This window comes from Pseudomonas sp. HPB0071 (assembly GCF_000478505.2).
Classification (GTDB): domain Bacteria; phylum Pseudomonadota; class Gammaproteobacteria; order Pseudomonadales; family Pseudomonadaceae; genus Chryseomonas; species Chryseomonas luteola.
Genome location: NZ_KI517367.1, coordinates 2850829 through 2863523, shown reverse-complemented (window position 1 = coordinate 2863523; position 12695 = coordinate 2850829). Strand labels below are relative to the sequence as shown.

The 12695-nt window shown below is 48.9% G+C and carries 11 protein-coding genes; 10 read left to right on the top strand and 1 reads right to left on the bottom strand.

Features of this window, described 5'->3' with window-relative positions; translation table 11 throughout:
* Nucleotides 1–118 precede the first annotated feature (118 nt).
* From HMPREF1487_RS13395 to HMPREF1487_RS13380, 4 genes are all read left to right on the top strand, one after another.
* The gene (locus tag HMPREF1487_RS13395) at nt 119–1132 is read left to right on the top strand and encodes an outer membrane protein assembly factor BamD (protein WP_010797197.1); all 1014 of its coding nucleotides are present in this window, start codon (nt 119–121) and stop codon (nt 1130–1132) included.
* A gap of 216 nt (nt 1133–1348) precedes the next feature.
* The gene (locus HMPREF1487_RS27945) at nt 1349–1588 is read left to right on the top strand and encodes a PP0621 family protein (protein ID WP_010797196.1); all 240 of its coding nucleotides are present in this window, start codon (nt 1349–1351) and stop codon (nt 1586–1588) included.
* Complete coding sequence (locus HMPREF1487_RS13385) at nt 1578–3161, top strand: sensor histidine kinase (protein WP_010797195.1); 1584 nt, start codon at nt 1578–1580, stop codon at nt 3159–3161. The genes HMPREF1487_RS27945 and HMPREF1487_RS13385 overlap by 11 nt, the downstream gene beginning before the upstream one ends.
* Nucleotides 3162–3163: 2 nt before the next feature.
* On the top strand, nt 3164–4504 hold the full coding sequence (locus tag HMPREF1487_RS13380; RefSeq protein ID WP_010797194.1) for a sigma-54-dependent transcriptional regulator: 1341 nt from the start codon (nt 3164–3166) through the stop codon (nt 4502–4504).
* Here the strand turns inward: HMPREF1487_RS13380 and thiO are convergent, their stop codons facing one another.
* Entirely contained in the window at nt 4505–5614 is a 1110-nt protein-coding gene (thiO, locus tag HMPREF1487_RS13375; RefSeq protein WP_010797193.1) for a glycine oxidase ThiO, read from the bottom strand.
* Between the two features lie 33 nt (nt 5615–5647).
* Between thiO and HMPREF1487_RS28375 the strand changes: the two genes are divergently transcribed.
* The 6 genes from HMPREF1487_RS28375 to HMPREF1487_RS13345 all read left to right on the top strand — a co-directional run bounded on the left by HMPREF1487_RS28375 (nt 5648) and on the right by HMPREF1487_RS13345 (nt 12691).
* Nucleotides 5648–6235, top strand: a complete 588-nt coding sequence (locus tag HMPREF1487_RS28375; RefSeq protein WP_083603038.1) for a GspH/FimT family pseudopilin — start codon at nt 5648–5650, stop codon at nt 6233–6235.
* Nucleotides 6236–6350: 115 nt separating this feature from the next.
* A complete protein-coding gene (locus HMPREF1487_RS13365) occupies nt 6351–6830 on the top strand; it encodes a GspH/FimT family pseudopilin (RefSeq protein ID WP_010797191.1) in 480 nt (159 codons plus the stop codon).
* Nucleotides 6827–7288, top strand: coding sequence for a type IV pilus modification protein PilV (pilV, locus tag HMPREF1487_RS13360; RefSeq protein WP_010797190.1), 462 nt, complete (start codon nt 6827–6829; stop codon nt 7286–7288). The genes HMPREF1487_RS13365 and pilV overlap by 4 nt, the downstream gene beginning before the upstream one ends.
* Nucleotides 7285–8259 carry a PilW family protein gene (locus HMPREF1487_RS13355; RefSeq protein ID WP_010797189.1) on the top strand — a complete coding sequence of 325 codons (975 nt, stop codon included), beginning with the start codon at nt 7285–7287 and terminating at the stop codon, nt 8257–8259. Before pilV ends, HMPREF1487_RS13355 begins: the two co-directional genes overlap by 4 nt.
* Nucleotides 8256–8729 (top strand): pilus assembly PilX family protein, encoded by a 474-nt coding sequence (locus HMPREF1487_RS13350; RefSeq protein WP_010797188.1) that lies wholly within the window; start codon nt 8256–8258, stop codon nt 8727–8729. Before HMPREF1487_RS13355 ends, HMPREF1487_RS13350 begins: the two co-directional genes overlap by 4 nt.
* Nucleotides 8730–8731: 2 nt before the next feature.
* Nucleotides 8732–12691 (top strand): pilus assembly protein, encoded by a 3960-nt coding sequence (locus HMPREF1487_RS13345; protein WP_010797187.1) that lies wholly within the window; start codon nt 8732–8734, stop codon nt 12689–12691.
* Nucleotides 12692–12695 lie beyond the last annotated feature (4 nt).

The window sequence follows — 12695 nt, the reverse complement described above, 5'->3', positions numbered from 1 at the left end:
ACGCTGTGGTTAAATACGAAAACTTTTTGCCCTGGCATGATGTTCATGCCGGGTTGTTCATCATAACAGGACGGTTCCGGCTCCGTCAGCCGACCGTTTCAGGGAACGCAAAGCCGCCATGCAATTGAAGCACCTGCTGCTGATCGCCAGCCTCGCCCTCACCGCTGCCTGTTCCTCCAAAGCACCTGAAGTGGCAGAAAACCTGAGCGAAACCGAGCTCTATAAGCAAGCTCAGGAAGATTTGAACAACAACAACTACAACCAGGCTGTCAGCAAACTCAAGGCTCTTGAGTCCCGCTATCCGTTTGGCCGTTATGCAGATCAGTCTCAGCTTGAGCTTATCTATGCCAACTACAAGAACGGAGAGCCTGAAGCTGCCCGTACATCGGCAGACCGCTTCATTCGTCTGCACCCCCAGCATCCAAATGTCGACTACGCCTACTACATGAAAGGTGTAGCATCCTTTGAACAGGACCGCAGTCTTCTGGCGCGCTTCCTGCCATTGGATATGACCAAGCGTGACCCGGGTGCTGCCCGTGACTCATTCAATGACTTTGCTCAGTTCACCAGCCGTTTTCCAAACAGCCGGTACGCACCTGACGCCAAGGCGCGCATGACCTATCTGCGCAACCTGCTGGCAGCGTATGAAGTCCATGTGGCCGATTACTACCTGCGCCGCAAGGCTTATGTCGCTGCGGCCAACCGTGGTCGTTATGTTGTCGAAAACTTTCAGGGCACCCCATCGGTAGGGGATGGCTTGGCAGTCATGACTGAGGCCTATCAGCATCTGGGCCTCAACGACCTGGCAGCTACCAGCCTGGAAACGCTGAAAATGAACTATCCGGACAACCCAAGCCTGGATAACGGTGAGTTCAAACCCAAGCAGCGTAGCGAAGATGATCGCTCATGGCTGGCACGCGCAACCCTCGGTTTGGTTGATCGCCCCAGCGAGCCGCTTCCGCCAGGCGAGACACGAGCTGCTCAGGATGTACAGCGCCAATACGAAGATGCGAAGCGTGAAATTCCTCAGGAGCTGCTTCCAGAGAATCAACCTGCGCCTGGAGAGGCCGAAAATCCTGATGCTCCGCGTCGCTCATGGTTCAGCCGTCTGACGTTTGGTCTTTTCGACTGATGCGAACCTGAACAAAAAAGGAGGCTTTAAGCCTCCTTTTTATTTACTCCTGAAGGTCCGCAAAATAAGACACCTCATTCATATGAAGACCATGATGAGGTATAACGCTTCAACGGCCATCACACGCTGTGATGGAGTTTACTTTTGCAGTCTTCTAATGTGCCGTAACACCCGAAACGAATTTTGTAACGGCCGTACCACTATTTAGAGAACACTATGGGTTTGTTTCGCCTGCTTTTCTGGCTAGCTCTGATTATCGCTGTTGTATGGCTGTGCCGCCGCCTGCTACAGGCGAAACCACAGAAGTCACAGAAAACACGCCTGGCCAAACCACAGCCAATGGTTCGCTGCGGTCACTGCGGGGTACACATTCCTCGCGATAAAGCCCTACCCCACGGGGAGTTCTGGTTCTGCTGCCAAGATCACTTACAAAAAAGCCTGAGCAGTGAGCGCTGATTTTTTTCATTACAACCTGCAGGACAGTCGTATCCTGAGGTTGTATCACTACTACCGGGTCATTGTCGGGCTGGTTTTTATCCTTCTGGTTTCCACCAATCTGGACGACAACCTTCTGAAGGTAACCGAGGGTAAAAACTTTGTGGTCGGCAGCTGGATTTACCTAGCGGGTAATATCCTGGCGATTTTTCTGCCACCACTGCGCAAGCAAAAACAGATCTTTGCCCTGGCTCTAGTGGATATCGGGCTGCTGACCTATCTCATGTACAGCGCTGGCGGTACACCGAGTGGTATTGGCAACCTCATCATCATTACCGTATCGATCGCCAACATTCTTCTCGTTGGGCGTATTGGAATTCTGCTGGCGGCCTTGGCTACCCTTGCCCTCATTTATGCCACCGCCTATAGAACGCTTAGCCTTCCTTCAGAGGCCAATCAGTATGTTCAGGCGGGAGGCCTGGGCGCACTGTGCTTTGCCGCCGCATTTCTGGTGCAAAGTCTCGTCAGCCGACTGTCCAAAAGCCAGACTCTGGCAGAAGAGCGGGCGCACGTTGTTGCCGATCTGGAAAATCTGAATGCGCTGATCCTGGACCGTATGCGCACCGGCATTCTGGTTCTGGACTCAAGAATGGCACCTATTCTGGCCAACCCTGCCGCTCGAGAGCTGCTCGGTCATCCAGAACTCGATACCGGGGACTTGAATGATCAGTGCCCCGAATTGATGGACCGCCTACAACAATGGGAACGGAACCGGACGCTTCGTCCTGCACCCATGCAAGCGTTCAGCGAAGGCCCACTGATCCAGCCCAGCTTCGTCCCCATCCAACGGAGCGGCAATCAGCATATTCTGATTTTTCTGGAAAACATTTCCCGTATTGCTCAGCAGGCCCAGCAGCTAAAGCTTGCATCATTGGGACGCCTCACGGCGGGCATTGCCCATGAAATTCGCAACCCGCTGGGGGCCATAAGCCACGCGGCACAGCTTCTTCAGGAATCAGAAGCACTCGATCAGCATGATCTTCGCCTGGCCCAGATCATTCAGGATCACTCCCGGCGCATGAACATCATCATCGAGAATGTCCTGCAACTTTCCAGACGCCGCCAGGCAGAGCCCCAGCTGCTGGACCTTAAATACTGGGTACACCGCTTTGCAGGTGAATTCAGAACCACTCTACGTGAGCAACAGTTTGTCTATGTGCAAACGACATCAGGTACGATACAGACCCGCATGGACCCTAGCCAGCTGACTCAGGTGCTAACCAACCTTGTTCAAAATGGCCTACGCCATAGCAGCAAGCTGCACGGCAAGGGACAAGTGTGGCTGGATCTCTTCCGTGACCCCGACTCAGACCTTCCCATATTGGATGTCATTGATGATGGGCCAGGTGTACCTGAAGACCAGATCACCAACCTTTTCGAACCCTTCTTTACCACCGAAAGCAAAGGAACCGGGCTCGGCCTCTATATTTCCCGCGAATTATGCGAGAGTAACCAGGCCCGCCTCGACTACCGCCAGCAGGAACAAGGCGGCTGCTTCCGCATTACCTTTGCCCATCCGCGCAAGTTGAGCTGAACATGAATCGACAGAAAGTCCTGATCGTTGATGACGAACCCGATATCCGAGAGCTATTAGAAATTACATTGGGTCGCATGAAGCTCGACACCTTTAGCGCAAAGAACGTGAAAGACGCAAAGGATCTGCTGGCTCGAGAATCCTTTGACTTGTGTCTGACCGACATGCGTCTTCCAGATGGCTCCGGTCTTGACCTTGTGCAATACATCCAGCAGAAATATCCAAATGTTCCTGTAGCCATGATTACCGCTTTTGGAAGTCTGGATACGGCCATCCAGGCATTGAAAGCCGGCGCCTTCGATTACCTGACCAAACCTGTTGATCTTCCTCGGCTCCGGGAGCTTGTAAGCACCGCCTTACGCCTGAGCAGCTCAGCGCCTGCCCCCATCAAGGTGGCAGATCACAGGCTGCTGGGTGACTCACCGCCCATGCGTACGCTACGTGCTCAGATCGGCAAACTCGCTCGCAGCCAGGCGCCCGTCTATATCAGCGGTGAATCCGGCAGCGGTAAAGAGCTGGTCGCCCGACTGATTCACGAGCAAGGCCCTCGTGCGGATCGCCCTTTTATTCCAGTCAACTGTGGCGCTATTCCATCAGAGCTGATGGAAAGCGAGTTTTTTGGTCACAAAAAAGGCAGCTTTACGGGCGCCATTGAAGACAAACAGGGCCTATTCCAGGCCGCCCAGGGCGGTACTTTATTTCTGGATGAAGTCGCCGATCTGCCGCTAGCCATGCAGGTAAAACTGCTTCGTGCCATTCAGGAAAAGGCTGTACGCCCCGTCGGTGGGCAACAGGAAGTAGCACTGGATGTACGGATACTAAGTGCCACACATAAAGATCTGGCCGCTGAAGTAGCCGCTGATCGCTTCCGGCAAGACTTGTTTTATCGCCTCAACGTCATCGAACTTCGTGTCCCTCCGCTACGTGAACGACGCGAAGACATTGCGGAACTGTGCTCGACTATCCTGAAGCGTCTCGCCAAGGAATCACAACAGGATCTGGCCCAGCTGACAGATGATGCTCTCGCCAAACTCAAGAGCTATCGCTTTCCGGGTAATGTTCGCGAGCTGGAGAACATGCTTGAGCGAGCCTATACCCTTTGTGAAGACAACCTGATCAAACCAAGCGATCTGCGCCTTGCAGATACCTCCCAGTCGTCCAGCACTGGCGAAACCAGTCTGGCCAATATCAGTAATCTTGAGGATTATCTGGAGGAGATTGAGCGAAAGCTGATCATGCAAGCGCTTGAGGAGACGCGCTGGAACCGTACAGCTGCCGCTGAACGGCTCGGGCTTTCCTTCCGCTCGATGCGGTATCGCCTGAAAAAGCTGGGCATCGATTGATTACACGTAGCTGATCTCCAGCCGTGAATCCGGCAGATAAGGTGCCGGATCGATGATAGGCGCCTCCCCTGTGATCAGATTAGTCAACAGCTGGCAGGAGGCAGGCGCCAAAACCAAACCGTTACGATAATGACCGCAGTTGAGCCACAAGCCAGGCCGCGCGGATACTGGGCCAATATAGGGAATGCCTTCAGGCGATCCTGGTCGTAGCCCAGCCCAATGAGCGACCATTGGGCTACCTTTCAGTGCAGGCAACAGCTCGATGGCTGAACGCAAAAGACTTTCGTGCGCTGCCTGGGTAGGCTTCTTGTCAAAGCCTGCATGCTCCAATGTACTGCCTAGCAGAATATGCCCATCTCGCCGCGGGATGGCATAGCGCCCTTTAGCCAGCACCATACTGGGCAGAAAATCATCTGCGCATTTGAATAGCATCATCTGGCCCTTAACCGGCTCGACAGGCAAGCTGATGCCAACGCTCTTCAATAACGAGCCGCTCCATGCTCCCGCTGAAACCACAACATGCCTAGACTGGACGGCAATGCCATCTACATAAACACCGGTGACAGCGTCCCCTTCCTGAAGAAATGCCTGCACTTCGCTTCCAGTCTTTATGGTTACGTTGGGCATAGCCGCCAGAGCGGCTTGAAGGGACTTAACCAGCCGCGGGTTTCTGACATTAGCCACATCCGCCATATAAATAGCCTTCTTGAAGCCCTCCCCTAATACCGGAACGTGGGAATAGGCCTCTTGAATAGGTACCGAGGCCAGAGGCCGTTGTTTGTCTTTGGCCCAGGCAAGCGCCTCAGCTTCATCATCAAGATCCAGCCAATACAACCCTGTTACATGGACTTCAGGATCTACACCTGTCCTTTCGAAAAGCTGAGCGCCAAGTTCCGGGTAGAAATCTTGAGACCAGTGCGCCAATGCGGTGACGGGTGCGCTGTAGCGCCAGGGATAAAGCGGAGAAACGATACCTCCGCCGGCCCAGGAGGCCTCCTGACCAAGCTCTGCTCTTTCCAGAAGCAAGACTTTCTGCCCTGCCAAGGCGAGCTGCAAAGTCGAAAGCAGGCCAATAACGCCCCCACCAATGATCGCCACGTCAAAAACCACATCACACCTCAATAACCGCTCAATTGACAAGTAATGCATACAGGAGCAAAAAGCCATCATGCCAGGATGGCTAAACTGACTTCACGTACATGGACGCCGTTAATGAAAGTCTATCAACAAGGCTTCAGCCTTATCGAACTACTTACAACTATCGTTGTTCTTAGCGTTACCATTGGCATCGCCATACCTTCCTTTAGCACGCTTACAGACCGAATAACACAGTACGAAGCTACTAACCGATTAGCTCAGACGCTTTACCGCGCCCGCTTTCAGGCTATAACGCAAAATAGAAGCACAACTGTCTGTCACGAAAGCCAGGGTAGTTGCAGTAGCTCTTTCATCTGGCAAGGAGCGATGCTGGTTTACCAGACTGCAAACCAACACGAGCAGACTGATGAAATACTTAATATCCTATCAAGCGAAAATATACCGACTGGCTACAGTTGGCACTGGTCCGGTTTTCGCGCACGCCCCTTCCTGACCTTCAAGCCTAACGGCGCTACTGATTATCAGAATGGCACCTTTACTCTCTGTCGAAACAGCGAAGCCCTAAAACAGGTGGTGATTAATAAAGCAGGTAGAGTACGGATACAGTCTGCTCCGACTGGTAGCCGATGCTAGTGGAAATGGCTTGGCGACCACACAGATAAAACAATTGACCAGACGTCACCTGTGTTTTTGAGCAACCTGATCTGCAAAGGCATCATGCCGATTATTTCTCTGCAAGGAATCAAGGATGCGTTCCGTACGCGGCTTTACGCTAATCGAGCTCATGGTGACTGTAGCAGTCCTTGCGATTGTACTTACTATTGCAGTGCCATCATTCAGCAACTTAATTCAAAGCTCCCGCACGAACGCCCTCGTTAATGAACTCAACGGCACGCTTCAGATTGCTCGTTCTGAAGCACTAAAACGGCGCAAGAATGTGATTGTCTGCCGTCGTAATGAAGCAGGTACTGCCTGTGATAACGGGACAGACTGGTCTAATGGCTGGTTGATTCGCCAAGTAGGCGGCGATGTGATTCGCGTTTGGGATGCTCAATCATTAACTGTCGAGGCTGATCCTGCCGCTGGATTTACTTTTTTGCCTAATGGAGCAGCTACTGCCGGAGGCAAACTAGTTATTAGCCCGACAAATTGCAAAAAAAATGACGAAAAACCAACGGTGTCTGTTACCTCTACAGGCAGCACAGGCATAGCGTGTAAATCCCAATGAAAAACACTTGCCAAAGAGGCGCTACACTTATTGAAGTCCTAGTTACTGTTTTTATTCTTGCAGTAGGGCTTTTAGGCCTTGCAGGTTTGCAATCAACTAGCATTAAGAGCAACCAAGGCGCTTATTACAGATCACAAGCGACACTCTTAGCTGGGGATATGGCAGATCGCATGCGAGCTAACCGCACAGCGGCCTTAGCAGGAAGTTACAATATAAGTTCTTTTCCCTCTTCCTCCACAACAAACAATACTGCCAACGCAGTACGCGCTGAGAAAGATAAGGCAGAGTGGCTGAACTCACTTGCAAGCCTGCTTCCTGACGGGACAGGAAAAATAGAATACAGCAACAAAATCTTTGTCATCTCCATAAAATGGAACGACAACCGTGCCAGGATTAGAAGCTCTTCAGCCCAAGACACAAATCAAGACTTTATATTCACCTACCGGACCCAGCTATGAGAGTTTTTTTTCAGACCAAGCAAAGTGGTCTGTCATTAGTCGAACTAATGGTGGCAATGGTATTAGGCCTTCTCCTAATTGGCGGCGTTCTACAAATATTCTTGTCAAGTAAAAACACCTATATTACAAACCTTGCCCTTTCTAAAGTACAAGAGTCCGGCCGATTTGCAATGGATTTTTTGACTTTTGACACTCGCAATGCGTCTTACCGAGGCGAGTGCGTTGGAAGTTTAAATAATCTACCCTCACCACTTAATAATGATGAAAGATATATTTTAATATCTGGCATTAAAGGCTGGGATAATAGTGAAGCCGACTCTGCACTACCTAGCTGGTTTCCAGCCTCAAAAAGGTTACCTGGAACAGATATGGTTTTGCTTAAACATGCCGCTAACTCTGCAGGCGTCACATTAGCATCCGCGCCAACTAATGATACGATTACGACAACCACAGCTACAAAACTAGCTTTTGGCACACTTCTAGTTATAGCTGAGCCAGTTGGATGTGACATCTTTCAAAACCAGAAAACTGCAACATCACTATCTATAAGCTCTTCAAACGAATTTCGATACGCTTATAGTCAAAAAGCAGATCTACTTAAATATCAAAGCTCAATCTACTACATTGATAACGGCAGTAGCAACACTCCATCTTTATGGCGAGTTCGTTATGACAACCCTTCAGACATAGTTACCGAAGAGATTGTAGAGGGCATACAAAACATGCAAATAAAATATGCCCAAGGTGACAGCGAAGGAAATATTACTGGAGATTATCTAGACGCCAATAATATTACCGATTGGTCAAGTGTGGTTTCTGTAAAAATAACCCTACTAGCCACTAGCAATGACAGTAATGTTGTTTCACCAAATCAAGTAATAAGATTTAACGGGCAAGACATCACTATTAACAATGGCCGTTTAGCTCAGGTTTTTTCTACCACCGTAGGAATACGGAATCGTCTGCCATGAGAACAGAAATTTTTCCTACTAGAGAGAAAGGCGCTGTTCTTCTCGTCGCTCTTATCGTACTCCTGCTAATGACCATTATTGGTATAAGCAGCATGCGCGTCACGTCATTACAAGAGCGAATGGCGGGAAACATGCGCGATCAAAATCTAGCTTTCCAAGGCGCAGAAACGGCTATGCGCCAAGCCGAAGCATTTGCTTTAAGTAAAGAAGTCAGCTTTTGGCAGAATACCTCTACAGAAAGAAGCTGGCAAAACGTCGATAACCTTACTGGCGTAAGCAAGCCACGGTTCCGAATCACACCCATCCCTGGTGTAACTATTATAAAGCCTGGCGATAGCCTTGAAGCTGGCAAGGCAATTGAAGTTGCTCTAGTAAGAGTAGAAGCAGAAGGTTACGGCGCCGCAGTCGATACTAACGACTCTACGGCAAGCTCAAATGTATTACTCCAATCAACTTTTATCAGGCGCTAAAGATGCTAACGCATAAGGAAATTATCGCCACAATGACTCCCTTAAAAAATAATTACTCAATCTTTAAAAGTCTTGCTTTAGCAACTTTTGCTTCCTTTACAGCAACAGGCGTTCATGCAGAAGTTTCCCAGACACCGCTGTTACTAGGCAGTGGAAACGTTCCTGGAAGCTTAGCATTGGTGCCTTCCGTGGAATGGCCTACTGTTTTGTCCGTTGCAAACCTAGGCAGTTATAGTTCAGCCAATGAGTACTCTGGTTACTTCGATTCTGACAAGTGCTATCTATATAACAAGACCAGCAATGATGGCTGGTTCTATCCAAATGGCTTAGCCACTAACCATAAATGTAATGGTAAGTGGAGCGGAAACTTCTTAAACTGGGCTGCAACGCCGACTATTGATCCCTTCCGCAGCGCGCTAACGGGGGGATTAAGAGCTGTTGACCAAGAAAACCTTACTATTTTGCAAAAGGCGCGTCACAGTGGCCAAAATAGTACAGGCGATAGGACTAACTCAGGTCAAGGAATGATTCCAGCAGCCGAGTTCTCGGGCGCCACACCAGTATCCTCTGGCTGGAATAGCATGTATATCCGTCTAAGTGGTCTAGATACCGACATGGTATTTTCAAATTGGTCGGACAAGCTTGGCGATGATTCAACATCAAGGAGTGAATGGGTCGACTATGACCCAAACAATAGCGCCCAGTTTAACAGTGGCAGGCTCATACCTTCGTATCGCGTCAACGAGAACAGAGGATCACAAGTTAAAAGCGTTTATCGTTTAAGAATTCAGGTAAAAGTATGCGACCCAAGCCCTGCGGCTGGCGGTCTGGAAAGTAACTGTAAGCGCTACTCGTCAACTAACTACAAACCAGAAGGCCTACTTCAGCAATATGCGGATACGCTGCGCTACAGCGTATTTGGCTACCTTAACGACTCCAGCGAGGGACGCGATGGAGGCGTTTTACGAGCCAACCAAAAAGGTATAGGTCCGAAAGATACTGACGGATCAACGAACCCATATGCAGAATGGAATGTCACCACTGGCATTTTAGTAAAAAACCCTAACCCTGCCGATGCTACTAGTACAGGCAATGGTGTTGCTGATAGCGGTGTAATTAATTACTTAAACAAATTTGGCTCAATGCCTTATCAAACAAACCCAACTGCTTATAAAAAACTTAAAAGCCATGACCCTGTCAGTGAGCTTTATTATACAGCTGTAAGATATTATAAAAATCAAAAAAACGTCTCAGCATATAGCGATTTCTCTGGAAAAACCACAGCAGAGCGATACGCAGAAGCAGATGGTTTTCCTGTTATTACAAACTGGCAGGATCCTATTAACTATTCATGCCAAAAAAATGTTATTTTAGGCATTGGCGACACAAACACTCATAGAGATAAAAACCTCCCCGGCCCAACCAGCTCAGTAGATGAAGTTAGCCCTAAGCCACAAGAGGTCGTAGAAGATACGACAGTTAACGTCGTTACCGCCACAGCAAAAGTTGGCAGTCTTGAAGGCGTCAACCTTAAAGAAACGTCGAGTAGCTATACTGGACGTTCTAACTCAGCTTATATAGCAGGCTTAGCTTACGACTCGCATACTGTTGATCTCAGACCCAATATGGGCGGCAAGCAAACACTTTCTACATATTGGGTAGACGTAAGAGAGAACCAGAGTTTGGCGGGGCGTGCGTCGAACCAATACTGGCTTGCCGCTAAATATGGCGGTTTTAAAGTACCATCTAACTTTTCTCCTTATTCAAACGAGACCACCAGCGCCATCATTACAGATGATCTTTGGTGGACAAATGGTGAAAAACTGTCCACTGGAGATAAGCGGCCTGATAACTTTTTCGTAGCAAGCGACGCGGCCAACATGACAGCCAGCTTAAAAACAGCTTTCTCCCAAATTGTTAAAGAGGTTAGAAGCACATCTACGTCTCTTGCTACCAACTCGACTCAGCTTAATACGGAAAGCGCTGTTTTTCAGACTCTCTATAATAGCTCCAACTGGAGTGGAGACCTTCTCGCAAAAACTGTCAGCGGTTCTGGCTCAGTTGCGGCAACGCCAACGTGGAGCGCTGCGTCTAAACTAGATGCGTTAACTAATCTCAGTACACGAAAAATATTCCTATCGAATGGATTTACTGCCAGAGAGCAAGGGGTCTACTCTACATCCATCGGAGGTATAGACTTTTTCTGGAATAATAATCTGGACAATGACGCCAAAACCGCTCTTCAGACACCTAGAGCGAATGGCGTTACTGTAGAAGGTGATACCGGCCAGAATCGCTTAAATTACTTACGTGGCGAGCGAAACCTAGAAAAAACCAAAACGACTCCTTCTAACCCGTTCCGCTCAAGGGGCAGCCGATTGGGCGATATTATTAACTCAGATCCCCAATATGTTTCTAATCAAGATTATGGCTATAACTTACTGACCGGCTCAATGTGGGGCGGTGCAGGCAGTAGCTATTTGAGCTTTCGTCGCAGCACTGACTATATCAATCGTAAGCCCATGGTGGTGGTAGGTACAAATGATGGGATGCTGCATGGATTTGACGCGACCGTTTCGTCAACTGGAGGTAGTGAGCTCTTTGCCTATATACCTCGAAGCATAACAGGTGACTTATATAAGCTTACCGACCCAAATTACTCCCACCAGTATTATGTAGATGGCTCGCCGACGAGCTCTGACGCCTGGATAAACGGTAGCTGGAAAACTATTGTTGTGGGCACAACCGGTGCTGGAGGCAAAAGCGTTTTCGCTTTAGACGCCACCAACCCGGACACTATGTCTGCCAGGAGTGTAATGTGGGAGTTCACCGCACCTGACATGTCTTATCCAGTCCAGAAGCCCTCAGTGGTTGCATTAGCAAATGGAAAATTTGGCGTTATCGTTAGTAGTGGATTTACAAACTCATCCGTTACTAAAGGTCATGTTTGGGTACTTGATGCGGCTAACGGGAATGTGCTGAAAAAATTCACAGTCAATACTACTGGCGGAATGGCACAACCCTTAGCAATCGATATTAATAATGACCGATTAGCGGATCGCATTTACGTAGGCGATACCCAAGGCAATCTTTGGCGATTCGATATAACAGGGGAGGACGTAAGTAAGTGGGATGGTTTTAGAAATGGTAACCAAAACATCATTCCCATTTTCTCGGCACGGGATAGCTCAGGTAGAGTCCAGCCTATTACAGCACCTCTTACAGCCGCTCTTAATACCGATGGCAAACCAATTATTCTATTTGGTACAGGTAGTTTCTACCAAACCGTCGATACTGATCTCTTGCAGAATCAACGCATTGAGTCCTACTACGCCATCATTGACAGAGAGAGTTCGGTTAACCGAACGAACCTAGCTGAACGTAAGATTCTAAAAGAAGTAAACGTAAACGGCCAAAAAGGCCGAATTTTGAGCGAAGCAGCCACTGGGGACATGTCCGGTAAGTCTGGTTGGGTATTAGATCTATTATGGAAGGCCTCTGAGGGTGGATCCAATTCGCTTACTGGTGAACGGGTTGTTTCAGCAGGTGTTTTAAGAAATGGCACCATCACATTCAGTACATTAACACCCTCTGATGATCCCTGTTCAGGCGGGGCCACTAGTTGGGTAATGTCTCTAGACGTATTTACTGGTGCTCGATTGGCGTACAACTATTTTGATTTCAACGGCGACGGGCTTATCAATAATAATGACTATTTCACCGACTCTAATGGAAATAAGATTCCTTTTTCTGGAATTTCCAATCCCGATTTAGGTGCCATAGATACACCTAGCTATTTCAATGGCAATGCTACTAATGAAGCTAGTGACAACGCTACTAATGAAGGTAGTACCGACCTCATCTGTTTTGCGGGGTCCGCAAATGCAGATCAGCCCGTCTGCAGTCCTGCGCCTCCAGGATCAAGAACGTCTGACAGAGTTTCATGGCGAGAAATCAGATGATAAA